General features: G+C 43.2%; 30 protein-coding genes and 1 pseudogene. 30 read left to right on the top strand and 1 reads right to left on the bottom strand.

Going from position 1 to position 24,935, the window contains the following annotated elements:
• Window positions 1–43 precede the first annotated feature (43 nt).
• The 24 genes and pseudogenes from ACO067_RS23455 (at window position 44) to ACO067_RS23340 (ending at window position 20,391) form a co-directional block, all read left to right on the top strand.
• A complete protein-coding gene (locus ACO067_RS23455; protein WP_421879201.1) occupies window positions 44–2,743 on the top strand; it encodes a TonB-dependent receptor in 2,700 nt (899 codons plus the stop codon).
• Window positions 2,740–3,867 carry a DUF4249 family protein gene (locus ACO067_RS23450; protein ID WP_421879198.1) on the top strand — a complete coding sequence of 376 codons (1,128 nt, stop codon included), beginning with the start codon at window positions 2,740–2,742 and terminating at the stop codon, window positions 3,865–3,867. Before ACO067_RS23455 ends, ACO067_RS23450 begins: the two co-directional genes overlap by 4 nt.
• Window positions 3,864–5,429 (top strand): hypothetical protein, encoded by a 1,566-nt coding sequence (locus ACO067_RS23445; protein WP_421879195.1) that lies wholly within the window; start codon window positions 3,864–3,866, stop codon window positions 5,427–5,429. Before ACO067_RS23450 ends, ACO067_RS23445 begins: the two co-directional genes overlap by 4 nt.
• 39 nt (window positions 5,430–5,468) lie before the next feature.
• A complete protein-coding gene (locus tag ACO067_RS23440; RefSeq protein WP_421879192.1) occupies window positions 5,469–6,806 on the top strand; it encodes a hypothetical protein in 1,338 nt (445 codons plus the stop codon).
• An 86-nt stretch (window positions 6,807–6,892) separates the two neighbouring features.
• The gene (locus ACO067_RS23435) at window positions 6,893–7,021 is read left to right on the top strand and encodes a hypothetical protein (protein WP_421879189.1); all 129 of its coding nucleotides are present in this window, start codon (window positions 6,893–6,895) and stop codon (window positions 7,019–7,021) included.
• 250 nt (window positions 7,022–7,271) lie between these two features.
• Window positions 7,272–8,120 carry an ATP-binding cassette domain-containing protein gene (locus ACO067_RS23430; protein ID WP_421879186.1) on the top strand — a complete coding sequence of 283 codons (849 nt, stop codon included), beginning with the start codon at window positions 7,272–7,274 and terminating at the stop codon, window positions 8,118–8,120.
• Entirely contained in the window at window positions 8,113–8,868 is a 756-nt protein-coding gene (locus ACO067_RS23425; protein ID WP_421879182.1) for a hypothetical protein, read from the top strand. Before ACO067_RS23430 ends, ACO067_RS23425 begins: the two co-directional genes overlap by 8 nt.
• Window positions 8,868–9,236, top strand: a complete 369-nt coding sequence (locus tag ACO067_RS23420; protein ID WP_421879179.1) for a GntR family transcriptional regulator — start codon at window positions 8,868–8,870, stop codon at window positions 9,234–9,236. Before ACO067_RS23425 ends, ACO067_RS23420 begins: the two co-directional genes overlap by 1 nt.
• A complete protein-coding gene (locus ACO067_RS23415; protein ID WP_421879177.1) occupies window positions 9,236–9,760 on the top strand; it encodes a hypothetical protein in 525 nt (174 codons plus the stop codon). Before ACO067_RS23420 ends, ACO067_RS23415 begins: the two co-directional genes overlap by 1 nt.
• Before the next feature lie 140 nt (window positions 9,761–9,900).
• Window positions 9,901–12,303, top strand: coding sequence for a TonB-dependent receptor (locus ACO067_RS23410; RefSeq protein WP_421879174.1), 2,403 nt, complete (start codon window positions 9,901–9,903; stop codon window positions 12,301–12,303).
• Between the two features lie 12 nt (window positions 12,304–12,315).
• Complete coding sequence (locus ACO067_RS23405) at window positions 12,316–13,263, top strand: DUF4249 domain-containing protein (protein ID WP_421879171.1); 948 nt, start codon at window positions 12,316–12,318, stop codon at window positions 13,261–13,263.
• Window positions 13,264–13,280: 17 nt separating this feature from the next.
• Window positions 13,281–13,652: a DUF6567 family protein gene (locus ACO067_RS23400; protein WP_421879169.1), complete on the top strand. Its 372-nt coding sequence runs from the start codon at window positions 13,281–13,283 to the stop codon at window positions 13,650–13,652.
• A gap of 4 nt (window positions 13,653–13,656) precedes the next feature.
• Window positions 13,657–14,070 (top strand): hypothetical protein, encoded by a 414-nt coding sequence (locus ACO067_RS23395; RefSeq protein WP_421879166.1) that lies wholly within the window; start codon window positions 13,657–13,659, stop codon window positions 14,068–14,070.
• 2 nt (window positions 14,071–14,072) lie between these two features.
• A complete protein-coding gene (locus tag ACO067_RS23390; RefSeq protein ID WP_421879164.1) occupies window positions 14,073–14,270 on the top strand; it encodes a hypothetical protein in 198 nt (65 codons plus the stop codon).
• The gene (locus ACO067_RS23385; protein WP_421879161.1) at window positions 14,267–15,073 is read left to right on the top strand and encodes a DUF2306 domain-containing protein; all 807 of its coding nucleotides are present in this window, start codon (window positions 14,267–14,269) and stop codon (window positions 15,071–15,073) included. The genes ACO067_RS23390 and ACO067_RS23385 overlap by 4 nt, the downstream gene beginning before the upstream one ends.
• A gap of 10 nt (window positions 15,074–15,083) precedes the next feature.
• A complete protein-coding gene (locus tag ACO067_RS23380) occupies window positions 15,084–15,305 on the top strand; it encodes a hypothetical protein (protein WP_421879158.1) in 222 nt (73 codons plus the stop codon).
• A 194-nt stretch (window positions 15,306–15,499) separates the two neighbouring features.
• A complete protein-coding gene (locus ACO067_RS23375) occupies window positions 15,500–16,477 on the top strand; it encodes an NAD(P)-dependent alcohol dehydrogenase (protein ID WP_421879156.1) in 978 nt (325 codons plus the stop codon).
• 27 nt (window positions 16,478–16,504) lie between these two features.
• Window positions 16,505–16,678: a hypothetical protein gene (locus ACO067_RS23370; protein ID WP_421879153.1), complete on the top strand. Its 174-nt coding sequence runs from the start codon at window positions 16,505–16,507 to the stop codon at window positions 16,676–16,678.
• 178 nt (window positions 16,679–16,856) lie between these two features.
• Entirely contained in the window at window positions 16,857–17,411 is a 555-nt protein-coding gene (locus ACO067_RS23365; protein ID WP_421879150.1) for a hypothetical protein, read from the top strand.
• A gap of 111 nt (window positions 17,412–17,522) precedes the next feature.
• Window positions 17,523–17,783 carry a hypothetical protein gene (locus ACO067_RS23360; RefSeq protein ID WP_421879147.1) on the top strand — a complete coding sequence of 87 codons (261 nt, stop codon included), beginning with the start codon at window positions 17,523–17,525 and terminating at the stop codon, window positions 17,781–17,783.
• A gap of 269 nt (window positions 17,784–18,052) precedes the next feature.
• Window positions 18,053–18,316, top strand: coding sequence for a helix-turn-helix domain-containing protein (locus tag ACO067_RS23355; protein ID WP_421879144.1), 264 nt, complete (start codon window positions 18,053–18,055; stop codon window positions 18,314–18,316).
• A 51-nt stretch (window positions 18,317–18,367) separates the two neighbouring features.
• Window positions 18,368–18,763 (top strand): VOC family protein, encoded by a 396-nt coding sequence (locus ACO067_RS23350; RefSeq protein WP_421879141.1) that lies wholly within the window; start codon window positions 18,368–18,370, stop codon window positions 18,761–18,763.
• A gap of 216 nt (window positions 18,764–18,979) precedes the next feature.
• Window positions 18,980–19,477, top strand: a pseudogene (locus ACO067_RS23345) (ClbS/DfsB family four-helix bundle protein).
• Window positions 19,478–19,656: 179 nt separating this feature from the next.
• Window positions 19,657–20,391, top strand: coding sequence for a hypothetical protein (locus ACO067_RS23340; RefSeq protein WP_421879137.1), 735 nt, complete (start codon window positions 19,657–19,659; stop codon window positions 20,389–20,391).
• Between the two features lie 59 nt (window positions 20,392–20,450).
• Here the strand turns inward: ACO067_RS23340 and ACO067_RS23335 are convergent, their stop codons facing one another.
• The gene (locus ACO067_RS23335) at window positions 20,451–20,840 is read right to left on the bottom strand and encodes a SnoaL-like domain-containing protein (RefSeq protein ID WP_421879134.1); all 390 of its coding nucleotides are present in this window, start codon (window positions 20,838–20,840) and stop codon (window positions 20,451–20,453) included.
• A gap of 270 nt (window positions 20,841–21,110) precedes the next feature.
• Between ACO067_RS23335 and ACO067_RS23330 the strand changes: the two genes are divergently transcribed.
• The 6 genes from ACO067_RS23330 to ACO067_RS23305 all read left to right on the top strand — a co-directional run bounded on the left by ACO067_RS23330 (window position 21,111) and on the right by ACO067_RS23305 (window position 24,895).
• Window positions 21,111–21,992, top strand: coding sequence for a helix-turn-helix domain-containing protein (locus ACO067_RS23330; RefSeq protein WP_421879131.1), 882 nt, complete (start codon window positions 21,111–21,113; stop codon window positions 21,990–21,992).
• 77 nt (window positions 21,993–22,069) lie between these two features.
• Window positions 22,070–22,726, top strand: coding sequence for an NAD(P)-dependent oxidoreductase (locus ACO067_RS23325; RefSeq protein WP_421879127.1), 657 nt, complete (start codon window positions 22,070–22,072; stop codon window positions 22,724–22,726).
• A 1-nt stretch (window position 22,727) separates the two neighbouring features.
• The gene (locus ACO067_RS23320) at window positions 22,728–22,940 is read left to right on the top strand and encodes a hypothetical protein (protein ID WP_421879124.1); all 213 of its coding nucleotides are present in this window, start codon (window positions 22,728–22,730) and stop codon (window positions 22,938–22,940) included.
• A 114-nt stretch (window positions 22,941–23,054) separates the two neighbouring features.
• On the top strand, window positions 23,055–23,528 hold the full coding sequence (locus ACO067_RS23315; protein WP_421879121.1) for a cupin domain-containing protein: 474 nt from the start codon (window positions 23,055–23,057) through the stop codon (window positions 23,526–23,528).
• Window positions 23,529–23,603: 75 nt separating this feature from the next.
• Window positions 23,604–23,954: a putative quinol monooxygenase gene (locus ACO067_RS23310; RefSeq protein WP_421879118.1), complete on the top strand. Its 351-nt coding sequence runs from the start codon at window positions 23,604–23,606 to the stop codon at window positions 23,952–23,954.
• Between the two features lie 71 nt (window positions 23,955–24,025).
• Window positions 24,026–24,895 (top strand): helix-turn-helix domain-containing protein, encoded by an 870-nt coding sequence (locus tag ACO067_RS23305; protein WP_421879115.1) that lies wholly within the window; start codon window positions 24,026–24,028, stop codon window positions 24,893–24,895.
• Window positions 24,896–24,935: the final 40 nt, after the last annotated feature.

The following is a 24,935-nucleotide window of genomic DNA, read 5'->3' as shown; positions in this document are numbered from 1 at the left end:
TAAGCGGTAACCGCGAATGTCATTTTTTGACTAGTTTACAAGTATGCGATTGATCAGGTTGACCGCCATGCTCATTTTCTTTTGTTCCCTGAATCTTGGAGCTCAAACCATATTGCTGGAAAAGGTCCAAACAACAGACGGTCCCACATCGCTAACTCATGTGTTGGAGCAATTGAAAGATCGTTCTTTTCGAGTCTATTATCTGGCCGAGTGGACAGACCCGATTTCAGTGACAGTCGAAAAGTCTATGAGTATTCAGCAGTTGTTGGAGCGCACTTTTGAGGGGAGTGAATACAATTTCTTTGCCATGGACAGTTTGTCGTTGGTGCTGGTGAAAGATCCTACTCGAGCAATAGCTCGCGAAAAGCTGGTAGAAGAAGCCCTGGACCGGAATCAAAAAGTGGAGACCTATCAATTTGGTAGTCAAGGCAATCTAGACGTGAAGCAGGTAACACTGAGTGGAACAGTGGTCGATTTGAAAACCGAAGACCCCATCCCATATGTCTCCATACAGCCGGGAAATGACTCCAAAACCTTCAACACAGATGAAAATGGCCAATTCAGTATTGCTCTGGCGCCTGGTCCCAATGTACTTACCTTCCGGTTTCTAGAATATGAAAACAGCATAGTAGATGTGGAAGTGTATGAAGATGCCACGATTACCGTGGGGATGGAAAAAGAGTCCATTATGCTCAACGAAGTGGTCATTCAGGATAAAAGTAGTTCAGAACAATCCAAAACCAGAATAGGTGTTTCCACCATTTCAGTATCTAACATTAAGAAAACCCCGTCATTCCTGGGAGAGCCAGACCTGGTCAAGTCCATCCAGCGGTTGCCGGGTGTGACCACTGTGGGAGAGGCCGCCTCGGGTTTTAATGTGCGTGGTGGCAGTGTGGATCAAAACCTGATTCTTTATGATGGAATCCCGGTATTCAACAGTGCCCATGTATTCGGTTTTTTCTCAGCATTCAACCCTGATGGGATATCTGATGTCAATTTTTACAGGGGAGGTATTCCTGCTGAATATGGAGGCCGATCTTCGTCTGTGCTCAATATAAGAAGCAAAGACGGTGATTTTGAGGACTGGCACTTCAAAGGAGGAATAGGCTTGATCACTAGTAACCTCCACGTTAATGGACCACTGGTAAAAAGTAAAACCTCCTTGAGTACGTCTGTACGGTCTACGTATTCGGATTGGTTGGTGCATTCCATCAGAACGGACTATGCTGATCTTACCAATAGCACAGTTCAATTTTATGATGCTAGTGCAAAAGTGTCCCATCTATTTAACACTGATGCCAAGCTTTCGGTGACAGCCTATGCGAGCAACGATGCTTTTAGGTTGGTAGGTGATACCACCTATCAGTGGAACAACTATCAACTCTCAGCCAAATACAATCGTCAGTTTTCCCCTCAGTTTAGTGGGGAGTTTGTGGCAGGTACCAGTTCTTATGGATATGATGTGTTCAATGACGATTCGGAAACAGCATCCAAACTTTCCTTTCGAATTCTTACCAATACGCTTAAAGCTGGATTCCTATTGAACAACGGTGCGCATACCTACAGTTTTGGCTGGAACTGGCAACTTTATCACATTCAGCCAGGAGCCGTAAGCCCCAACAGTGCCCAAAGCAATGTAGACCCGTTTGCATTAGATAGGCAGGTAGCGTTAGAAAATGCTTTTTATGCAAGTGATCTATGGAAGCTCAATGCAAAGACACGTTTGGAATACGGTGTTCGATTGCCGGTATTTACCAGTTTTGGGAAATCTACCATCTATAAATATACAAGTGGACAGCCAAAGGAAACGAACTCCATTTCAGATACGCTAAGCTATGGATCATGGCAGCCAAGCAAGACCTACATTGGGCTTGAACCCAGAGCTTCATTGATCTATCAGCTCAATGCCAATACTTCTTTGAAGTTAGGCTATAACACCATCTTCCAATACCTGCATCTGGTGAGCAACAGTACTGCCGTGACGCCTGTGGATATCTGGCAGCCTAGTGGGCGGCATTTCAAACCACAGCGTGCCGATCAACTATCATTGGGAATGGGTTGGGATCAGCCTTCTGGAATGTACAGTCTATCCTCCGAAGTGTTTTATAAGAATATCGCCAATTTGCTAGACTTTAAAGATGGAGCAAAACTGGTGCTAAATGAAACACTGGAAACGGACTTGCTACAAGGAAAAGGATACGCCTATGGAGCAGAGGTAAGCATAAGTAAAAACACTGGAATTCTCTCCGGTGGAGTGAACTACACCTTTTCCAGATCTTTTCGAAAAATTGATGGCGATTTCAGATCAGAGACGATCAATAGCGGTGAGCGGTATCCTTCAAACTTTGACCAGCCGCATATTGCCAACGTGGATCTACAATGGATCATTTCTCGTAGGGTATCTGTTTCTGGCAACTTTACTTACCACACTGGTCGTCCGGTGACTATTCCCCTGGCTGCTATCCAAGTAGAGGGACAACCATTAGCTTACTTCTCAGGGAGAAATCAGTATCGGATTCCCGATTATCACCGACTGGATTTAGCTTTGGTCATCGAGGGAAATTACAAACGCGATCAAAAGTGGCAAGGCACCTGGGTTTTCTCGTTGTACAATGTGTATGCGAGGAAAAACCCATATTCAATTTTCTTTAGCCAGAACTCTGACGGGGTTTTGCAGCCTTATCAGCTGGCTATCATTGGTACGGTACTTCCGTCAATCAGCTATAATCTAAAAATCAAATGAAGGGCCAATTACATATCATCATCCTATTGGTGCTAGCAGTACTGGTTGGCTGTGTTGAGCCAATCGTCTTTGAAGTGCCCAATGCTGAGTCACTGCTGGTAGTTGAAGGCTACGTATCCAACTCAGAAGGTCCCCATCAAATCAAGCTTACACGAGCTGCGAGCATTCAGTCTGATACCACGATTGTGATTCCTGAAGAAGGAGCAGCCATCGAGTTGTTTGAGGACCGGGTCAAAGTAGCTGACTTTGTGGAGGTGGGAGATGGCAATTATGAGATTCCTATCGGATTCATTTCTGGTCAGCCAGGCTCTTCTTATCATGTGGAAATCAGAACTGCTGCTGGAGGTCGTTACCGGTCACTACCTGATCAACTTCAGGAAGTAGGTAGTATAGATTCCATCAAGATTGAATATGAAGCAAGAACACAACTAACACCTTTTGGTGAAGTAGATGCCAATGTGCTGAACGTGTTTGTGGATGCGAAGGCAGGACCAGTCGACAGTCCACTCATTCGATGGAGATATACAGGCATCTATCGGGCAGAAACCTTTCCGATGCTACATATGACCGAAGTAGTGCCGTATTCTCCATACAAAGACCCATTTCCTTGCTCTGGATACATTGTTACAGAGGGACCTTTAGGTAGTGGTGGTTTACTCCTGCAGGTCGGACCATGTGAGTGCTGTGAATGCTGGGGGTACATTCCAGAAGCTTCACCCACGCTCTCAGACACTGAGCTAGTCAAGGATGGCCAGTTTCGCAATATCAGAGTGGGAGAGGTGCCGATAAAACCATTTGTGTTTTACGACAAGGTAATGCTAAAAGTGGAGCAAATGAGTATTTCGAGAGCCACCTTTGACTTTTTTAACCTCATCAAGTCGCAGAAGGAAAATGCACAGAGCATCTTTCAGCCAGCCAATGGTGAACTAACGGGCAATCTAGTATCTGAACTGTCCAATGATCGGGTCATTGGTATCTTCTACGCCACTTCTATTCAGACTGCTGTACGGTTTGTGGATAGTACCGATGTTCCATACCCAATTCCAGAACCGACCTTTATCACCCTGCCGTGTGCAGAAGTCTTTGATCGTGCCACTTATGAACTGCCAGAGCTATGGGAATGATGAAAAGAGCGAATATCATTGCTTGGCTGATGCTAGTAAGCATTGTGGCAGTCTCCCAACAAACCTATCAACTGGTATTTAATCAGCCCTATTATGCTCCGGGGGATACTGCATATTTCAGCCTAAGAACTCAGAATGATAACCCGGCTAGTAGTAATGGCGTCTTAAGCATGAGTTTATATGATGTGACCAATCATCTATTAAGCATTCGGTTCAAGGTGAATAATGGCATTGGTCAAAATCAGTTTGTAGTTCCGAAAAATTTGAAATCTGGAGGGTATCAGATCCTTATTTTTAATCAGGGCCAGACCACCACACTGCTTCAAACAGGGTTTGCGGTAGGAGGACCTCTGCAAAACGAAGACCAGAGCCAACTCCAAATCGAGATTAACACAGAGAAGCTACAGACCACTCGTTCTTCCTCAAAGGTTGATTTTTCCTTGGTAGATGATAATGGAAAACCCTTGAACGGCGAGTTGACCATCAGTGTAATGAATGCCTCAGTGCTCCAAGGAGAGCTGCTAAGTGTGAATGTTCAGAAGGAGGTAAGCATTCCTAATCGCATGATCCTGGAGGGTCAGTTGATTGACAGGAGATCACAAAGACCACTGCCGGATAGTACCCAAATGATGCTGTATTTCCAGAAATCCAGGCTAAGATACTTAACCAGTGTTCGGACAAATGGCTATTTCAGGTCTGAAATTCTGGATTACTATGGAGAAGATGAGTTATTTCTAATCGCTGAAACCCCTGACGGCAGCATCGTTTCTGATCTGGAGGTAGTATGGGAAAATGGATTGCCAACTCCATCTTCTAAGCCGCAAACAATTGGTGCTAATGATTTTAAATACGCTGATTTCATCCAGAAAAAGCGACTGATCGATGAATCCTATGGATTTTATATCAAACGGGATTCGTTTCTGATCAAAACGTCAACAGGTTCCCGACTGGATGTAATAGAACCAGATTATCGCGTCAAACCTAGAGACTATGTGCTGTTTGATAATCTGGGCAAATTCATACAAAACATAGTCGACCCTTTGTATTTCAAGGAGACTGAAGAAGGAGGTGTCATGAGAGTGCGTTTTTTGAAACCATATCCTGCCACAGCCAGTCCTCTATACGTAATAAACGGGGTTGTAACCCTTGATACTGAGTATTTTTTAAGCCTGGATCAGGATGACATTGAAGAGTTAAATGTTGTGATGGATTACCGCAAACTTGTTCGGTTTGGACTATTGGGTAAAAATGGCATTGTCATCGTGAAAACTCGGTATGGTGAGGAAAAGCCACCTATTGACCAAAACAAATTGTTAACCGGACTAAACCGTCCCATTGTTCCTTCCCAGCAAGAAGAAGAGATGGGTAACCCAATTCGTCCTGATTTTAGGGCATGTGTTCACTACCAGGCTAATGTAGCGGTACGAAATGGTCAAGCTTCTATTGAGTATAAGAATTCTGATGATCTGGGTCCGGTTGTTATTCAGGTCAAAGGTCTCACAGAAGATGGACAGCCGTTCAGCGGCCTTTTCAATTATGAGGTGATCCTTAAAAACCGGTGAGAAATGAATTAATTTAGTTAATCACCTATTTTTTGCTCTATGAAAGAAACGGACAATCAAATCCAGGATTGGCTCAAGAAACTCGAGCGGGAGAGTTGGCAACTAGAACTCCTGGTTTCGGCCTTTACGATATTCTTGCTGATACAGGGTGCTATTGCATACGATGAGTTCATCACCGATGTACAGGTGCGCTACAATCTCAACGCACCATTCATGGCTGTGGGTTATATCATGCTTTTGATCATCCAAAACTCTCTCAAAGCACTGACTATTTTTCTCATTGTGCACTTAATGATGCGTGGATTCTGGATAGGGACCATTGGGTTGCGATCGGTTCAGTCTTCTATTGATTTAAAGAAGTTTAATTACAGCGAGTTCTTCACTAAGAAACTGGAGGACAAAATGATCAGCCTGGACCAAATGGTCATCCGCCTGGATGAGATATGTTCAGTCATTTTTTCCTTCGCGTTTTTGGTTATATCCATTCTGATTTCCTTTGGACTTTTCTTTTGCTTTATAGCGCTTACTGGTGTGCTTCTCGGTTCCGTCAAGACCGTTTTACCGGACTCTCTGCACTTGGCACATAACATAGCTGTAGCGCTTCTAATTGCTGTTCTTATTTTGAGTGGATTGATCTATATGATTGATTACTTCACTCTTGGATTCTTTAAGAAGTACAGGCGTATTTCTAAAATCTATTATCCGATGTATAAGCTGTATCATTATGTGACTTTAGCTGCTTTGAGTAAAAGCATCTATTACTACATGATTGGTAAGTTTTCGAAACGAAGAATTCGTGTACTCTACCTAATCATCGGCGCGATTGTCATGGCATCATTCATGTTTCAGTACGATCAATACCAGTACTTCCCGCAGAAACTGAGTGCTTATCAGATGAGTGCCAATGCCTATGATGACCAAAGAGAGGATGATTATGTGATTGCAGCAAGTATCCCTTCTAACATAATTAAGGGACCATTTATGCCCTTGTATATTCGGTATAACCCAGCGGATAATGCCTTAGCTCGGACACACTGTCCGGACTTTGAGCCCCTGATGGATGATGGGTTGAATTGGAACTTGCGCGTTGTTACCGGGGAAGGAAATTTCTTGATCACCCGACCCGATTTTGCCAACGAAAACAGCGAGCAGCTGCTCCGATGCTTAAGTCAGGTGTACCAGGTTGCTATTAACGGTCAGGTTTATGGCGATCTCAATTTTCATTTCTACAGACACCCTAGTAAAAATCAGAAAGGACTTTACACCATGATCCCTACTGACACCTTTCAACCAGGTGAAAACAAACTCATCATCAATCAGGTCGGGGAGACAAGCTTGGAGCAGTATGCTTACATCCCTTTTTGGTTCTCTGAATAGTTGATTAGAATCAGTCAGAAGCCTGACATTTGCTCCATTAAGCCAGGCTGGAATGAGTATCTTTTCTTAAAGAAAAGGAGGTAATCATGTTGACCAATAAAATCACATTGATGGATTGGGTGATCACTGGATTCATCATTGCATTTACCAGTGCTTCCATTGCTATCGGCATCAGAATCGCTCTCGCACTGTATGCAGCGGTTATGGGTGGGTAATTCACCGGATATTAAGCAGCTTGCCTTAATATGTTAGAAAGAACCCTACTTTCTAATGCAAGGCAAGTCTGTACTTTGTAGGAAATCAAATGAATCTCAGTTAGTATCCTCCGATTAACCCTAATCATATCTAAATCTGTTAGTCATTTGGGTTGGATGCTCGCAATCATTAAGCAAATTATTTTTGAAAATAGTGCAACTTTTTGTAGTGTTGTGGTGTATTAGTAACATAGTACACTGGTAAACATTAATGAAAGTCATCGAAATTAACGACCTATTATACGCCTACGGTAATCAGAAGCCTCTTTTTGACCGTTTGCATCTCTCCCTGGAGCCAGGCAACATCTATGGCCTATTAGGTAAGAATGGAGCCGGGAAATCCAGTTTAATGAAAATCATTGCCGGACTTTTATTTCCTCGTTCAGGATCTATCGATGTGATGGGATACCGGCCATCTCAGCGTCATCCTTCCTTCCTTCAGGAGGTTTTTTTACTGAATGAAGAGTTTGATCTGCCTAGCATGAGCATCCAACAGTACGTCCAATTCTACTCCTGTTTTTATCCTCGATTTAGTGTAGGGTTGTTCCAGGCCTATATGGATGAGTTTAAGTTGGTTACAGCTACAAAAATCCAAAGTCTGTCTTATGGACAAAAGAAGAAGTTCCTGTTGTCCTTCGGCCTGGCTACTGACTGTAAGCTACTGTTGCTGGATGAGCCTACAAATGGACTGGATATACCTTCCAAAAGCCAGTTTAGAAAACTAGTAGCTAATGCCCTGACGGAGGAGCGTACGTTCGTCATTTCCACCCACCAGGTAAGAGACATGGAGGGGTTGATTGATCCCGTTATTATATTGGATGAAGGAGAGGTGGTGTTCAACGAGTCAGCTGAGACCGTAGCTACCAAACTAAAGGTGTCTAGAAGAAACTCAATTGAAGACGAAACATCATTGATCTATAGCGAAGGTGGGTTTGGAAATTATACCATCGTGTCAGTAAATGATGACCATTCGGAAACGAACATGCCACTGGAGACGCTGTTCAACACCGTCATTCATAGTAAAGAACAAATCCACGAACTATTCAAAGCAGATGAGTAATCATTTTGACATATCTCGTTTTTGGAACTTGCTGAAGCTGGAGCTCTTCAAAAGCCGTAAGGGTGTTTTGATGATCATGGTGATCCTTTTTGGCATGTTATTCTTCGTTGGGTTTTTACTGAGCTTATACATAGAAGGACCAGCCGTTTATGACCATATAGACAGTTACGTCTCGGCTCTTTTGATCGGTGGATTCATCGTCAGTAGCCTGGCATTTGCCGATATAGACCGTCAGCTCAAACGCATTCATTACCTGATGATGCCTGTATCCACATTAGAGCGCTTCATTTGCATGTGGTTGCTGACAGGCATTGGCTGGTTGATCGTTTTTACCATCAGTTTCACTATCTACGTGATGATCGCTAACCCAATTGGACAGATGGTGTTTCCAGAGACTTCTTTCAAATCATTTAGTCCTTTTGGAGGCATTGCATGGACCACTATGCGTGTGTACATGGTTTTGCAAGGGATATTTTTATTGGGAGCAGCCTACTTTAGAGGTTATGTTTTTCCCAAAACAGCAGTGGTCATTTTCTCCATCCTTATCGTAGTGGGAGTGGTTGTGTTCTTCTCTTTGAAAGCACAGTTTCTGGCCGATCATTACTGTACAACTGACGGTGAGTGTGAGCTGGTAGATGCTTTTGCTGTACATCCGGTTTGGTTGGTAGCTAAAGGGTTGTTTTGGTATGTGCTTGCACCATTGACGTGGGTGCTGGCTTATTGGGGACTAAAAGATCAGGGGGCCTAATGGAGTTTAAGGACAACCAGGCGATATATCTCCAGATTGCTGACTTGTTCTGTGAGAACATTCTGACAGATAAGTGGCGGCCAGGAGATCGCATACCATCAGTCAGAGAGATGGCTGTGACGGTGGAGGTAAACCCCAATACGGTGATGCGTACCTTTTCCTACTTACAGGAGCAAGGCATTATTTATAACAAGCGCGGTATTGGCTACTTCGTGGCAGATGATGGATTTGAAAAGACTAAGAACCTGAAGAAAGAGGATTTTATAGATCATGAGTTGCCTGAGTTTTTCAAAACGATGGACCTACTCAATCTCTCTATAGAGGATCTTGAAAAATATTATAAGAAATACCGAAACGGTGGAACCTGATGAAACAGAGCAAGAAATTATTGATCATTACGGGAGGCACATTAGTGGTGCTGTTTCTAGTAGCTATCGTACTGCTCAAGCAAGAAGCAAAAGAAGTAGTGGCACGCTATGCGGCCAATTCCGACTATGAGCGGTTGGAAACTGGGGAGTTCCATTCGATGGTGGTAGGGCCTGGTTTTGATGTGCTGGTGGTGGGATGGCTGGAGCGATCTGTATCTATGGAAACCAACCATCCAGCCAAACCAACAATGACCAATGTGGATGGCATACTGCACTTTAATGTGACAGATACTACCATAATGGACGATCTGGTAGGGTTAACCGTGCGGGTACAAGACATTAAAAGCATTACATCAGTGGGTAATACTGCGTTGCAAATTGCAGATGTGGAAACGGACTCACTGAGCGTTAAGTTGAAGGATATGAAGTTACTCGAGTTGAACAGTAATAAAATATCTCATATGAAGCTGGAAACAGCAGAAGGACTCACCATTGTATCAACTCAAAAGGAAGATGGTATGTAAACCAAACCACACATAATCAAACATAAACTAATAACCACCAGATCAACGGACTGAACGAACCGAATGGGTAAAGTATGTCCAATTTTTAACCGACACCTGTAGGTTAGTTCAGTTCCTGAGATCAATCACTTACACTCAAGATGAAAATAAATCGACTCTTATCGATCATAGGAATGGTCTGTCTATTGCACACCATTCCTCTTAAAGGACAGGATCAATTTACCCTAAGTGGGTACCTAAAAGACGCCACCAACGGGGAAGCGCTCATAGGTGCTACCATCAAGGTAAAGGATCTGAATACTGGAAATGTCTCCAATGTCTATGGATTCTACTCTATAACACTGCCTAAAGGTAACTATGAAATTGACTACCGGTATGTTGGTTATCAACCAACGACCAGACAGGTGACCCTCACTGAAAATGTACGTTTTAATGTGGAGCTAAAGACTTCAGAGCAGCAACTTCAGGAGGTGGTAATATCTGGCAAAGCGGCCAATGATCACGTATCCAATATAGAGATGAGCACAGAGGAGCTGGAAATTAAATCAATTCAGAAGATGCCTGCATTTGCAGGTGAGGTAGATGTGATTCGCAGTATTCAGTTACTGCCCGGGGTATCCACTGTGGGTGAAGGAGCTGCTGGCTTTAATGTCCGTGGTGGAAGTGTTGGGCAGAATCTGGTGTTGCTGGACGAGGCTCCAGTGTATCAGTCTTCGCATCTAATGGGATTTTTCTCTGTATTCAATCCGGATGCTGTGAAGGATGTGAAGCTTTACAAGGGAGGAATTCCTGCCAAATATGGCGGTCGCTTGTCTTCCATTCTGGATATCCGCATGAAGGAGGGTAACAGCAAAGAATACGACATATCTGGCGGAATCGGTACCGTATTTAGTCGATTTGCGGTAGAGGGACCTATTAAGAAAGACAAGGCCTCATTTATAGTAGCAGGCCGAAGGTCCTATGCAGATGTCATTGCCAAGTTGTTCACTGATGCGCTGGATGACAATACTTCGCTTTACTTCTATGACCTCACAGCTAAAACCAATTTCAACATCAACGAAAACAACCGCATTTACCTTTCAGGCTATTGGGGGAGAGATGTGTTGGGGTTTGCTGAGAATCAAGGTTTTGACTGGGGCAACCGAACAGCTTCCTTTAGATGGAACCACCTCTTCAGCGAAAAGCTCTTTTCTAACCTGACCATGTTTTACAGCAATTATGACTATGGCTTCAAATTTGGTGATAAGGACGATTTGTTTCAGGTAGGATCAGAAGTAAGCACGGTCAACATCAAGCCGGAGTTTAATTGGTTTGTCAATACGAACAATGAAATCACCTTTGGTGGGGAAGCCATTTTATACCTCTTCAAACCAGGGACACTCATCGATGTAAGTGCTGGCGATGAGACCAATTCCAGCCTGGAAAAACGCAGAGCACTAGAGTCTGGCATTTATGTAAGCAATGATCAGAAAGTCACTGAGCGATTGAGACTTCAGTATGGCCTCCGCTTGAGCTACTTCGGCTACCTGGGCGGCACGGTCTACCAATATGGTGATACCATACCAGGAGCAACCAAACCAATACTGAACGAATACAAATATCGAAAGTGGGGAGCCATTGCTGACTTCTGGAATCCAGCACCTCGTCTATCCTTCGTCTATCAACTGACGCCTGCTGCCTCAATCAAGGGAAGCTACAATCGAATGAATCAATACATTCACTTGATCAGCAACACCACAGCCACCACACCAATAGACGTGTGGCAGCCATCTACGAATAATGTGGCCCCTCAAAGTGCCGATCAAGTGGCATTAGGATACTTTCAAAACCTGGCTAACAACCAATACGAGTTATCGGCTGAAGCATATCACAAATGGATGTACAACCAGGTGGATTATATCGATGGTGCTGACGTGTTTGTTAACAAATACCTGGAGTCCCAGCTCCTTAGTGGACGGGGCAGAGCCTACGGGTTAGAGCTCTATGCCAAGCGAAATACAGGAAAACTCAACGGATGGATCAGTTACACGCTCGGCTGGACAGAAATGAAGGTAGATGGAATCAACTATGGTTCAGATTTGGAAACTCGTAAGGGCCGTTGGTATCCAACTCGTTATGATCAGCGTCACAATGTAAAGCTGACCGCTTTTTACGAACTCAACGAACGGATCACCTTCTCGGCCAACTTTGCCTATATCTCTGGGACGCCTACTACCTTCCCAACGGATAGAATCACAGTAGGAGGCTATGTGATCCCATACGTCAACAACAACGGACGAAACAACTACCGCATACCCGACTATCACAGATTGGATTTGGGTATGACGATCAACAACGTTTGGCGTGGCAAAAAAGGTAGGAGCGGAGAGGACAACATTGCCATCTCAGTCTACAATGCCTACGCAAGACAAAATCCATTTAGCATCTATTTCTCACAAGAGAAAGGGCGTCCGTCACCCGCTACTCCAGTGACCACCAACGCCAATCAGGTATCGATTATAGGTACGGTGGTACCTGCTATCTCCTACAATTTCAAATTCTAAATCCAAACACCCATGAAATACTTTATATATCTCATCCTCATCATGTTATTCAGTGCCTGCGAGTTTGAAATTCACCCCGAACTAGCGGCACCTGAGGAAGTTCTGGTGATCGATGCTTTTCTGACTGATAAGCAAGAAACTCAGACGATCAATATCACCAGATCACAGCCTTATTTCGAAACGACCAGGCCAGAGAAAGTTACAGGTCTAACTGTACGGTTGGAGGACCTTACTTCGGGAAATGCCTATACCTTTTTGGAAGGTGAGGAGCACTACTATCTGGAGGTGACATCACCCATAGCCATTGTTGGGCATACGTATCGACTGGAGGTGGAAGGTGATGAAGCATCTTTTGAGGCTTTTGCTACCATGAAGCGAGTACCTCCGATCGATTCCATAGGCTTTGAATACAATGAGCCAAACTTCCTGGTCGATCAAAACCACTTCACCGCCCAGTTTTATGCAGTGGACCCTAAAGGTGTTGGCGATTGCTACTGGATCAAAGGCTGGAAGAATGGTATTTATTTCAACAAACCCGAGGAGCTCAATATGGCCTATGATGCCAGTGTCAGTCCAGGGCAGCCTATTGATGGTCAGCTATTCGTGTTTCCCGTGCGAGCTGGATTCATCAATCCTTACGGAAATGATGACGATCCCGAGTCTACTGATATGGTCCCTCCTTACGAAGTGGGAGATTCACTTTACGTGGAGATTCATTCGATTGATCGGGCTGCATTTGATTTCCTATATGCACTCTATTTTCAGATTAACCGGCCAGGAGGTTTTGGGGAAATTTTTTCTTCACCATTGAGTAATGTTTCTACCAATATTCGAAATATGAATCCGACATCCTCCATCAATGTAGCAGGCTTCTTCAGCATGTCTGCAGTGAGTGCTTCGGGTCGTAAACTGACGGAGGAAATTGCCCATGAGGTAAAAACTAAATACTTCAATCAATAAAACATAAACAGCACAAAATGAAACAGTTAGTAATTATTGTCGGAATCATTATTTCAGGTTTGGCTATTTCCTCATGTGGAGTAAGTAATGCCTTTGTTCTCAATCATAACCTGAACAGCACACAAGTTCAGCTAAGCCAAAATAATTACCAGGTCATTGGCAAAACTGTTGGTGAAGCGGAGGTGTCTTATGTACTCATCTTTGGTGGGGCTAGTAAGACGCGCTTGTATGAAAATGCCTATGCAGAAATGGTTAAGAATGCAAACCTAAACTCTGGGGCAAAAGCGCTTACCAACATCGTGACCGAGGAGCATTTGGGTGGAGTACCACCATTTTTTTACAAACGAACGATCACTGTGAGTGCCAATGTCATTGAATTTACCAGGTAAAGCTATGAGCACATCAACAGTACCTCAGTGGCGTCAACACACTTTGCGCGGTTTGTACCTGCTCAACTTCATCAGCCTGTTTGTTAACAGTTGGTCTGATGTATTGGCAGGAACACTGGAAGTGGATATTTACCCTTCTGTGGCAGTTAGCTTTTGGGCGGCGTTTTCGTTGCTCAACCTGGTAGGAGTATGGAATCCACTGCGGTTTATTCCAATTTTAATGCTGCAGCTATTGTATAAATCCGCCTGGCTGATTGGTAACTATCGACCGGCCAATTTGTCTGGTGAGTTAACCCCAGACCAGGAAGAGTTTTTCTGGATTTGCCTGGCAGGAGTACTACTCAACTTGCTACTTATTCCATGGAAATACTCATGGCTTCACTTCATTAAGTATCAAAATCAAACTAAATCTTTTTAATCATGAATACCACCAATTCAACTACACACAAATCAAGCGGAAGCTCAGCTAGCTGTGTTTATCTCTTGGGAATGATCGGCGCTTCGATCTATTTCATCTCCAATGCTACAGGTTTTTGGGCAGGAGTACTCGGCTTTCTGAAAGCTCTGGTCTGGCCGGCTTTTCTTGTTTTCGAGGCATTCAAAAGCTTAGGAGTATGATTGTCTTATCGTCAGATTCAGCGATCAACGATCGTGGCACTAGAATGCTGGACTTATCGGCTCGGTTCTGGTTTTTGGTGATGATCATTGGGCAGGGACTCTTTGCCTTTCATATTATCAACTTCTATTGGGGCTCCGCCATTGATGGAGATTATGCCAAATGGGCAGAGGTTCTTGAGCACGGTATAACCAATGGTGATCCCATGGGTAATGTGGTCATTGCCGCTCATATATTGCTCGCTGGTTTGATTACCATAGGTGGTCCGCTACAACTATTGCCCTATACGCAAAATCGTTTGAAGACTTTTCATCGATGGAACGGAAAAGTATACATGGTTACGGCGATTCTGATTAGTCTGGCAGGCACCTACATCATTTTATTTAAAGGGGTGGTTGGCGGAGTATATATTGGTGCTGGAAATCTCATCAACGCCACTGGCATTATTCTGTCGGCAACCATGGCTTGGTACTTTGCGGTGAATAGACGTATGACAAGTCATCGAAAATGGGCCTTGAGACTGTTTGTACTAGCTAGTGGAGTCTGGTTCTTTCGGATTGCGTTTGGATTTTGGATTTTCATTAACCAGGGTGCTCCTGGACATACAGATGCCTTCGACGGAGCGTTTGACATTTCCCTGGCCATTGGGCATACTACCATCCCGCTATTGATTTTAGAACTGTATTTCAGGGCCCAGGAGTCCTCTAGACAGAGAATAAAACAATCAATGAGCACTGGTCTCATACTGCTGACTATTGCGATGGGTATGGGCATTTTTATGGCGACAGTCATCTTTTGGATTTAAACAAAGAACTATGATGGACTTACTCATCTTGAAGTCGGATGTCAACACGCCAAAAGGAGTTCGGAAGCTCTCTAGAGTACTCGACCCACATCCAGGAATAACCCGCTGGACTGTGGATCTTGATGACTGTGACAAAGTGCTTCGTATCGAGCTGGCACGCAAGCTTACTGAGCGAGACGTGCAGCGGTTGATCTTACCGATTGGTTTTCACTGTGAAGACTTAAAGAGTTAGATGTCAGATGTGAAATGCTAGATGTAAGTAGTGGTGTAATAATGTCTCAGTAAGAGTTAAAAAGTATCATCCTGAGTCTGCCTAACGAATGGAAAGTTGATCGAAGGAGAGACTTAAAAACCTCGGAACTTAAAACCTAGAACCTGAAACCCAAAACCCAGAACCTAAAACATAAAACCTATAAACCTATACTCATGAAAGCAATCCTATTTAAAAACTACGGAGGGCCAGAAGTACTGGAGTACACCGATCTAACCAAGCCGGCACCCAAATCGGATGAAGTACTGGTGAAGATCCATGCTGCTTCACTCAATGCAGCTGACTGGCACATCATGCGCGGTAAGCCATATTTCATGCGTCTCACTTTTGGACTGTTTAAACCCAAATACAATCGCTTCGGCTGTGATCTGGCTGGAGAAATAGAGGCTGTGGGGAAGAAGGTGACTGATTTTGAAGTGGGTGATGCTGTACTGGCGGATGTAACTGGTGGTTTTCAGGGGTTTGGAGCATGCAGTGAATATCTGTGTGTCAACCAAAATGCGCTGGTTCGGAAACCAGAGAGTATGACTTTTGAAGAGGCTGCTGCAGTTCCACTTGCTGCTGTATCCGCTCTGCAAGGTTTGCGAAAAGGTCAGCTCAAACCCGGTGAACGAATACTGATTGTAGGCGCATCAGGAGGAGTAGGGACCTATGCGGTTCAACTAGCCAAAGCCATAGGAGCGCATGTCACAGCTGTGTGTAGTACAGCCAAGGTGGACCTAGTGAGGTCGCTTGGTGCTGATGAGGTGATCGACTACAAACAACATGACTTCACTTTGTTACCGGAAAAATATGATTTCGTTTTTGCAGTGAATGGCTCTCGGTCACTGACTGATTATAAGAAGGTATTAACCCCAAAGGGTCGCTATGTGATGTGTGGTGGAAGCAATAGACAGATCTTTGAAGTATTGTTTTTTGGGTGGATGTACACCTCTAAAAACGGCCAACAAATGAGTCCACTGATTGCGAAAAGCTCCAAAGAAGATCTTAAGTACGTCACAGATTTGGTTGAGCAACGGAAGGTCAAACCCGTTATTGATCGAATGTATCCTCTGGAAGAAACAGCAGAAGCCATGCAGTATCTGGAAGAGGGTCATGTGCGCGGAAAAATCATTATTAGATGCACCAAATAATTTTATTGATACTTTCAAATCATACACATGACTAGTGAAAAACGAATTGCCATTTCCCCATACCGAGCAGTGCATCATGATCAAGGTATCATGACCGGTCATTATGTTAATCTTAGGCATAATCCACAGCTACCACCTCCGGCACTTATGGATCGAAATGTCACACAGATCAAAAGAGAAATAGCTCTTGCAGACCGATAGAGAGCTAATCGCCCCAGACAGCAGCGAAGTATCTTACCTCTTTGAGCTTAACAAAACAATTTGGTAACCAACTGGATCATAGTAGCTTTTAACCACAACTAATTCAGATCAATTAGCGTATTCGTAGCTAACTGGTAAGTGCCAACTAGCTTTAAACGTTGACTCGAATATTTGACTTATGAAACAGTTCATTCTTTTACTCTTGGTTCTGGCCGCATTCAGTTCCTATGGACAGAATAAGTATAGCCATATTCACTTCAATAAGCTGACACCAATCACTGGAACATCGTTTGTCATGGCTAGTATAGACGATCGAGGCAAAATGGAGGTTAATAGCAAATACCTTCTATTCATCAATACCCAGACTGGTGAGACTGCTCAGGTAGATTTACCTGCACAAGCCCGAATTGGGAAAATCGAACAAGTACACCTACCTGCACTCAATATTAATAAACTAATTCTCTCAGCAAGAACACTAAGTCTAGCCGGTAAATCAGACATTAGTTGGGAAGATCCAGAGCAAGTATTCATCCTATCAACCGACGGAAAGGACAAAAAACAGCTAACTGAAAATGGATTTTTCACCCGGGAATGGGCAATCAATGAGCACACAGGTACGCTGGTCATCACTGGATATTTGGATAGTAACAACAATAATAGGCAGGACCCAAAGGATGAAAACCAAATTCTGATTTTTGACCTCAAAACCAATAAGCAATTACATCAGCTGTAATGTAGAATACTACTTCTTAGATTCTCTTGATAGCTGTTTTTGATTTTACTATTTTAGATTTCGGTAAACGAGTTGATCGATACCATTTTTTTCAACTCAAGAGCATTTGCTATGAAAAAGCACGTTAACATGGCTTATTATCGGGAACAAGATTACAGTCGATTGCTGTCAATTGTAAGTGATAGGGAAAAAATGCATAATAGCTGGCACGAATGGCATCAGGAATTTCTGAGTGTGAAGAGACGGCTTTCTCAAAGTGGTTTGATCGTTCAGGAGTATGAAGTGGATCTGGACGAACTTATCAGGTTTTGCTTTCAAAAGGGGTTGCCAATAGATGGCAATGCTCGCTCGCAATTTGTTACAAGACTATAAAATGAAGAATAGTTGCCTTCGATGCAGACACCAACTCCCAAAATTTACGATCCGTGGATTAGTCCGGTGCTTGGGAAGCACTGGGATAAATACCTATTGTGAATGACATTTTACGAACAAAAGTTGAAGGGTCTTCGGCAGACCATTTACAAAAATCAACATCAGATCAACGCAATAGTATCTGTTAAAAACTATGTAGATATCTGTTAAAAACTATGTAGATATCTGTTAAAAACTATGTAGATTCCAACTATGAAAGTGATCTGAACATGGACTTACTGTGCAAGATTCAGCTGATCTCCAAGTATCACTTAATCCGACTGTTCAGGAGGTATTATGGGATTACACCACGACAGTATTTAATCAATAAGCGAATCGAACAATCCAAACGGCACCTGAAAGAGGGTATGTCCGTGACAGAAACATGTTATGCTGTCGGATTTAATAGTTTAGGATCATTCAGTGTACTATTCAAAACCAAGATAGGAAAAAGTCCGGCAGCATATCAAAAAGAGCAATTTTCGAGAAGTTAATTAATGACTGATGCGTCACCTTTGGGCCTTTAACTTAACTACGAATCTAAGATGAAAGTAACATTGATAAGCATCCCGGTCAGGGATCAGGAAAAAGCACTTAGTTTTTACACTGAAAAGCTCGGATTCATCAAAAAGCTCGACTCTCCATTGGAGGGTGGCAACAGATGGCTGACGGAGGTTTCTCCAGAATGGCAAGATGGACCAGAGCTATTGCTTGAACCTGCTCCCAATCATTTTGAGCCATCTAAAACCTACCAGAATGCTTTGATGGAAGCAGGTATTCCCTATACACAATTTGATGTAGACAATGTGCAGGAAGAATACGACCGATTGATTGGATTGGGTGTAGAATTCAGTATGAAGCCTACGGCTATGGGCACGGTGAAAGTGGCCGTGTTTAATGACACGTGTGGCAACAATATCCAACTCGTAGAGACATTGTAAGATGTCTCTCCGGTTGAAGCTCGTGATGGTTTGTGATGCACATCATCGATGACTATTTTAGTCAACACATAAATCATAGCTTTCTTTCATTACAGTAATTCTTGAGTGGAATTGAGACCATGGGCGTGTATTGCAAACCTTAGCAAGCTGTGCTAAATTAGCTGTAATTCAGTTAATTAGAACCAACAGCAACATATAACTAAAATAGGTTACACCATGGCACGTCCAAAGAATAAAACAGAGCTGTTGGATTTCAGTCAGAAGAATTACGAATCTCTAATGAATTTCATCGATGAACTGTCTCCTGCGGATCAGGAAGCACAGTTTCCAAAAGGTACGATGAATCGAAATATCCGAGATGTACTTATGCACCTGCATCATTGACACTTGATGATGCTGGAATGGTATGAAGTAGGTATGCGGGGTGAAAAGCCTGAAATTCTGGCAAAGGGATATACCTGGAAAACTTCCCCTGAGCTCAATCGATGGATTTGGGAAAAGTACTCCAATACACCACTGCAAGAAGCCAGAGAGAGTTTAGATATTAGCCATCAGGAAGTAAGAGGACTGATAGAAAAACATACCGACCATGAGCTTTTTGAGAAGAAAAGATATAAGTGGACTGGCACCACGTCTCTTGGAGCTTACCTGATTTCAGCTACTTCTAGCCATTATGATTGGGCGCTGAAGCTTATCAAAAAAACCATAAAGTAGGCCGCAATTCCTCAGTGTGGAGAGCATATTCTATTTGCGGGTGAAATAGCTTTCATATCCTCAAACATGAAGTTAATGTAGAATTACTTAAATCATCGATTGCTGATTGCTGCTGATCGAAACTCATTTGAGGCTTTTCTACAGGTTTTATAACTTACCTGTACCAAACCTTGATCACAATGAAACGTATTGTCAACACCTTGCTGACTGCAGGTCTGTTCACCTTTGCCAGTCAGGCTCAAACCACCCTGTCGGCAGAAGCGGAGATTTCCCTCACCGAAAAAGCAGAAACACTTGACTACCAGGAGCGCAGTTTGATCAAGCAGCGAGCCTACGAGTTTTTGCGAACATGGAATCCTTCTGCAGATCTGGCTAAACCCATCCAGGAAGAGCTGAGTGATAAAATTTTGAAAAACAAGCAGAAACGCAAGGATCCGAATAAAAGGACTGAAAGCCTTCGGGAAGACTTGGAAGAAGCAGAACAGACCGATGGAACCGAGCGTTCCTTCATAGCAGAGAGCTTTGCGCAACCAATGCTGCATGAATTACAGCACTTAGGCATCGATCTGCCACCCAGCGACATCTACACGGCCCAATATGTTATCAAATATACTCTTGGGGTTCCTCGGTTCAATCATGGTGAGCTGGACGTGGATAATCATCAGCAAATGCAAACGGAACTTACTGCGCTTATTTCAAAATACCCGGATAATGATGCACATGATCAGGAGGTAGATGGACGAGTGATCAGTATCTTTCGTGAGGAAGCAAATGCTTACTTTGAGATGTTTGTGGCTGCCAATGCAGCAGATCTGGATAGAAGTCAGGGTAATTCCGGACCCATCAACGGGTTGGCCAACATGTCTTGTGCCGATAAGTACAAGTACCTCAAAGACAAAGGCATCATGCACTGATAGACTGACTACAAGTGCCTAGACTTAGACACTTGTAACCAGGTTTTGAGGCTCGATGACTAAACCTTGACCTCATCAGCTTCTGGAGTGTAAAAAAATTGCTCCAATACAATCTTCCCATTGTCAACATGATAGACACAGACCTCATCCATTTGAATGGGTTCGGGTACATCCTTTAGTTTGGCTTTCATTTTCATGGTAATGGCAAAGAAGTTCTCCGCTACTATAGGATCGGATACTTCTGAAGAAAGCACCGCCTCCACAGAAGCATTCCAGGCTTCTCCCTTCTTCATCAACGCCTCCATTCCTGTCACAGTTTCAAATGTGGCACCTTTTGGCTCCAGACTCTCGATCTTCTCAGCATCGTATAACTCATTATAGACCTGATCAAATTTACCCTCACGGCAAAGGGCCACTAGTTCATTGGCAATAGTCATAGTGTCTTTCATAGTATTGTTCTTTTTTTAGCAAAGAAATCCGTATGAGTGTCAACCCTATGTCACCACTTTTGAAAATCAGCAGATTGTTTTGAAGTGCTGTAATTTTGAAGAGCTAATTTCGGAATGGGTCATGAACTTACAATACCCTTAAACCAAATCCACTAGAGACCTTTAGATTGGACTTAGTCAGAATAGTCGTATTCAGAACTGCTGCATAAGAATTAATATCTTTTTCAATGGAAATTAGTATCTATACCAGAGAGGTAACTAAAAATCACTTTGGCAGAGAATACCACATACCATCAGTTCATACAGCGATACATTCGATATATACCTTCGGATGTTAACTGGCAAACAACACCATTGCAGGTTTATGTATTGGAGCGAATGAGTGAGCATCTGGTTCTTCCTACGCCTTTACTTAAAGCTGATTACTATCACTTAGTTTATTTAAATAAAGGGAGTTTTTTACAACAGATTGGTATCGAGCAATACACTATAAAAGCTCCGGCAATGATGTTTATTGCGGAAGGAGAACCCTTCGCTTTAAAGCAGGTATTAGAGCAGGTTAAGGGATTTGTAGTGCTTATGGACAAGCGTGTGGTTCAGGGAGCATTAAATAGTATTGACCTTGACAAACTGCTCAAAGTACAGCACATCACCAGATTGACAGAAGGCCATGCCAACTGGGTTCATCGTCTTCTCGAATTGCTGCATCAGGAGTTGGCATCCAGTTCTCCCAGTAGAGGGGTGGGTAATGGGCTATTTCAAGCATTGTTACATCGACTCATTACCTTGAGCGAGGACACCAGGGAGACTTTGTCCAGGAGCTATCAGGTAGCAAGTCAATTCAAACAGCTGCTCAATGAATATGTCCGACAGGAGAAGGTTGTTGCATTTTATGCAAAGAAGCTTCATGTGTCAGAAAACTATCTTAATCGCTGCGTCAAGGCCACGTACGACAGGAGCTGCAAACAAGTGATACAAGAGACAGCCATCTTACAAAGCCAGGTTTTGATGTTTGAATCCCGAAAAGATATCAGCGAGATTTCTTATCTCATGGGTTTTGAAAGTCCTTCCTATTTCTCCAGGGTTTTTAAGAAGGTCACTGATCAGACACCTACACAGTTCAGAGAGTCCTTGATGCACGGTTTGTCTTAGCTATCGTTTGAATATTGACAGTTTTTTTGCTGCCGGGTGTCGATTTTTGCTACTGGATTAGTAAAAACAAAAGCATTATGAGCAAGACGATATTCTTACTGGGTGCAACGGGAAGCACAGGGTACGAAGTGTTAAAACGATTAATAAAAGATGGCTTTCGTGTGAATGGGTTGGTCCGAAACCTCGAACGGTTGAGCCTGGAAGAGTTTACCGATTCTGAACGGCAGTTAATACACATCACAGAGGGCAATTCCTTGGATCCAAAAGTTTTAAATCAGGCAATGGCGGATTGTGATGCCGTGATTTCGGCATTGGGTACCGGTACCAAAAATCACTACACCGAAATCTATTCACAGGGTGGTAGATACATTTTGGCTGCCATGAGACACCATCAGGTCAAGAAATTGGTCACCATTACTGCGGGCCTCATTGACTTGAGTGATCCAGCCACAGACAATTTCTTCTTGAACCGTATCATTCGTCCCAATTACAATAAAGTATATTACGATCAAACCCGCTGGGAAACCATCCTGGACGAAACAGCTGACATTGACTGGGTATGTGTGCGGCCTACTTTACTCACCAACAAGCCTTTTACTGGACATTACCGGGTGAAATTAAAGCACTGCCCGGAAGGTGGTCGTAAGATTAGTAGAGCCGATTTAGCGGATTTTATTGTCAAGCAATTATCTAGTGATGAAATGGTGCATCAGAAGCCTGTAATCGCCTATTAAGATGGTGGAGGTATTTAAAACATCAGTAACCCATGCGAGCGATGGAGACTATCTTGTAGGGCTGCTTCGACAGCAGTTTCCCAGTGCCCGGATTAATTTTGACTTGCAGGATTGCGATCATATCCTACGAATAGAAGATGTGCAAATCAATTCGGCTTTAACGGAGTCCATACTTATGGAGGCAGGTTACTTCTGCGAGATTTTGGAAGGTTAGCTAGTTGTTTGATTTTCATAAGCATTGGTTTGAATCCATTAATTGGAAGTGCTCTGAGCAATTCAATTTTAAGTTTTGTATCTTTTATAGATTGAATTCCTTAAACTAAGTTTTATGAAATCATTGATTGTATTTGTGTTCATCAGCACATTCGGACTTTTGTCCGCTATAGGTCAGGAAGAACAATCTGCCAAAGTGGACTTCATCTTTCCAAAAGGAAATAGAGGACCTGAGAATTTGTTTACCGGCAATGCCTTTAATTATAGCCTTGTTGGAATCGATTCTACTTACACTACACTGGTTGGTAATGTTTACTTTGAGCCAGGTGCTAGAAGCAACTGGCATACGCATCCAGCTGGTCAGATTCTAATCATTACCGATGGTGTAGGCTATCACCAGATAGAAGGTCAGCCTAAGCGAGTGATCAAAAAAGGAGATGTAGTCAAGTGCCCACCAAACACCAAGCACTGGCACGGAGCCAGTGAAGATGTAGGGTTGCAGCAGATCTATATTGTGCCAAACACAGAAAATGGGGTGGTCAACTGGATGGAAGCGGTGACGGATCAGGTATATTCTAAAAAGGAGTGACCTGTGTCCAGGTTACCTTATCTTATTTGGGTGTTATTACCCTTGGCATGGATGGCTTGCGAGTCTCAGCATTCTATGAGTCCGCTTGAAATCTTGCGAGAATTCCAGGATCATGAAGACCTGGTTGTTCGGTTGGCCAAACTGGAGATAGACTCCACGAGACTTACTGAATACGAATCATTCCTTACTGAAGAGATTAAAGAGGCTGTGGCCAAAGAACCCGGAGTATTGACGATGTATGCCGTTCAGGATCAAACCAAACCACATCATGTGACTATCATGGAGATATATGCGAATGACTCTGCTTATCAGGCACATTTGAATACGCCACACTTTCTGAAGTACAAAAACGGAACCAGAGAGATGGTTAACTCACTTGAACTAATTGATCTGGATCCAATTGTATTTGGTGTAAGAGATAACTGATTCGAATCGGGGAGGAATGGCAAATGCATGTTTTTATTGATTTGATTATATAGTATTAGACCATAGTAGCAATGGAAAAACGTCAGGTATCAGAGTTCAACAGTGAATTAAAGCTTAGGGGCTTCAATGTATTTCAGATAGAAAAAGATGGCGCTGCTACTAAAACCTATAGTCGCAAGGATTTCTACAAGATCTGCATGACTACAGGTCGAAGTAAGATCCACTATTCTGACCGCAGTTTTGATCATGAAGGAACGATCTTGTTTTTTGGCAATCCACACATTCCGTATTCATGGGAGACCATTTCAAGCGTCTATCAAGGCTATACCATTTTGTTTTCCGAAGAGTTTTGGCAAACTTCTGAACGAGCGGATAGCCTGCAGCAGTCTCCATTGTTCAAAATTGGAGGGACTCCGGTGTTGGAGATTGATGAAGAGAAGCGACTGTTTCTAGAGCGCATTTTCAACAAGATGATCGAGGAGCAACAATCTGACTATGCTCACAAAGACGATCTGATTCGTAATTACATTCATTTGATTCTTCATGAGTCCATGAAGCTTCAGCCAGCAGAGAGAAACAAGCAGCAGAAAAATGCTGCCTCCAGGCTCACTTCGGTGTTTTTAGAATTATTGGAGCGACAGTTTCCCATAGAAACAGCGGACAAACCTTTGCGATTGCGAACTGCTCAGGATTATGCCGATAACTTGGCCGTTCACGTGAATTACCTGAACAGATCGGTCAAGGAGATTACTGGTAAATCCACGACCAGTCATATTAGCGAACGAATTGTAACAGAAGCAAAGGCACTGCTACAGCACACTGATTGGAATGTCAGTGAGATCGCTCACTCACTTGGGTTTGATTATTCCACATACTTCAACAATTTCTTTAAAAAGCAGACGGGCAGTACACCCAAAGCTATAAGAGCTACAGCAGTTTGAAATCCTTACTAGTTGGATTGATAAGTATAATAGGTAGCTA

The organism is Marinoscillum sp., assembly GCF_965229915.1.
Classification (GTDB): Bacteria; Bacteroidota; Bacteroidia; order Cytophagales; family Cyclobacteriaceae; genus Marinoscillum.
The sequence above is the reverse complement of the archived record's forward strand: the minus strand, read 5'-3'. Positions and strand labels throughout refer to the sequence as shown.

What these genes read in the sequence shown, in the direction of transcription:
- ACO067_RS23405 (WP_421879171.1), top strand. Translation starts at nt 12,316, where the DNA reads ATGAAATACTTTATATATCTCATCCTCATCATGTTATTCAGTGCCTGC.
- ACO067_RS23350 (WP_421879141.1), top strand. Translation starts at nt 18,368, where the DNA reads ATGAAAGTAACATTGATAAGCATCCCGGTCAGGGATCAGGAAAAAGCA.
- ACO067_RS23415 (WP_421879177.1), top strand. Translation starts at nt 9,236, where the DNA reads ATGAAACAGAGCAAGAAATTATTGATCATTACGGGAGGCACATTAGTG.
- ACO067_RS23430 (WP_421879186.1), top strand. Translation starts at nt 7,272, where the DNA reads ATGAAAGTCATCGAAATTAACGACCTATTATACGCCTACGGTAATCAG.
- ACO067_RS23435 (WP_421879189.1), top strand. Translation starts at nt 6,893, where the DNA reads ATGTTGACCAATAAAATCACATTGATGGATTGGGTGATCACTGGATTC.
- ACO067_RS23455 (WP_421879201.1), top strand. Translation starts at nt 44, where the DNA reads ATGCGATTGATCAGGTTGACCGCCATGCTCATTTTCTTTTGTTCCCTG.
- ACO067_RS23395 (WP_421879166.1), top strand. Translation starts at nt 13,657, where the DNA reads ATGAGCACATCAACAGTACCTCAGTGGCGTCAACACACTTTGCGCGGT.
- ACO067_RS23355 (WP_421879144.1), top strand. Translation starts at nt 18,053, where the DNA reads ATGGACTTACTGTGCAAGATTCAGCTGATCTCCAAGTATCACTTAATC.
- ACO067_RS23390 (WP_421879164.1), top strand. Translation starts at nt 14,073, where the DNA reads ATGAATACCACCAATTCAACTACACACAAATCAAGCGGAAGCTCAGCT.
- ACO067_RS23375 (WP_421879156.1), top strand. Translation starts at nt 15,500, where the DNA reads ATGAAAGCAATCCTATTTAAAAACTACGGAGGGCCAGAAGTACTGGAG.
- ACO067_RS23410 (WP_421879174.1), top strand. Translation starts at nt 9,901, where the DNA reads ATGAAAATAAATCGACTCTTATCGATCATAGGAATGGTCTGTCTATTG.
- ACO067_RS23450 (WP_421879198.1), top strand. Translation starts at nt 2,740, where the DNA reads ATGAAGGGCCAATTACATATCATCATCCTATTGGTGCTAGCAGTACTG.
- ACO067_RS23400 (WP_421879169.1), top strand. Translation starts at nt 13,281, where the DNA reads ATGAAACAGTTAGTAATTATTGTCGGAATCATTATTTCAGGTTTGGCT.
- ACO067_RS23325 (WP_421879127.1), top strand. Translation starts at nt 22,070, where the DNA reads ATGAGCAAGACGATATTCTTACTGGGTGCAACGGGAAGCACAGGGTAC.
- ACO067_RS23360 (WP_421879147.1), top strand. Translation starts at nt 17,523, where the DNA reads ATGAAAAAGCACGTTAACATGGCTTATTATCGGGAACAAGATTACAGT.
- ACO067_RS23310 (WP_421879118.1), top strand. Translation starts at nt 23,604, where the DNA reads ATGAGTCCGCTTGAAATCTTGCGAGAATTCCAGGATCATGAAGACCTG.
- ACO067_RS23420 (WP_421879179.1), top strand. Translation starts at nt 8,868, where the DNA reads ATGGAGTTTAAGGACAACCAGGCGATATATCTCCAGATTGCTGACTTG.
- ACO067_RS23335 (WP_421879134.1), bottom strand. Translation starts at nt 20,840, where the DNA reads ATGAAAGACACTATGACTATTGCCAATGAACTAGTGGCCCTTTGCCGT.
- ACO067_RS23440 (WP_421879192.1), top strand. Translation starts at nt 5,469, where the DNA reads ATGAAAGAAACGGACAATCAAATCCAGGATTGGCTCAAGAAACTCGAG.
- ACO067_RS23380 (WP_421879158.1), top strand. Translation starts at nt 15,084, where the DNA reads ATGATGGACTTACTCATCTTGAAGTCGGATGTCAACACGCCAAAAGGA.
- ACO067_RS23320 (WP_421879124.1), top strand. Translation starts at nt 22,728, where the DNA reads ATGGTGGAGGTATTTAAAACATCAGTAACCCATGCGAGCGATGGAGAC.
- ACO067_RS23425 (WP_421879182.1), top strand. Translation starts at nt 8,113, where the DNA reads ATGAGTAATCATTTTGACATATCTCGTTTTTGGAACTTGCTGAAGCTG.
- ACO067_RS23340 (WP_421879137.1), top strand. Translation starts at nt 19,657, where the DNA reads ATGAAACGTATTGTCAACACCTTGCTGACTGCAGGTCTGTTCACCTTT.
- ACO067_RS23370 (WP_421879153.1), top strand. Translation starts at nt 16,505, where the DNA reads ATGACTAGTGAAAAACGAATTGCCATTTCCCCATACCGAGCAGTGCAT.
- ACO067_RS23305 (WP_421879115.1), top strand. Translation starts at nt 24,026, where the DNA reads ATGGAAAAACGTCAGGTATCAGAGTTCAACAGTGAATTAAAGCTTAGG.
- ACO067_RS23315 (WP_421879121.1), top strand. Translation starts at nt 23,055, where the DNA reads ATGAAATCATTGATTGTATTTGTGTTCATCAGCACATTCGGACTTTTG.
- ACO067_RS23445 (WP_421879195.1), top strand. Translation starts at nt 3,864, where the DNA reads ATGATGAAAAGAGCGAATATCATTGCTTGGCTGATGCTAGTAAGCATT.
- ACO067_RS23365 (WP_421879150.1), top strand. Translation starts at nt 16,857, where the DNA reads ATGAAACAGTTCATTCTTTTACTCTTGGTTCTGGCCGCATTCAGTTCC.
- ACO067_RS23385 (WP_421879161.1), top strand. Translation starts at nt 14,267, where the DNA reads ATGATTGTCTTATCGTCAGATTCAGCGATCAACGATCGTGGCACTAGA.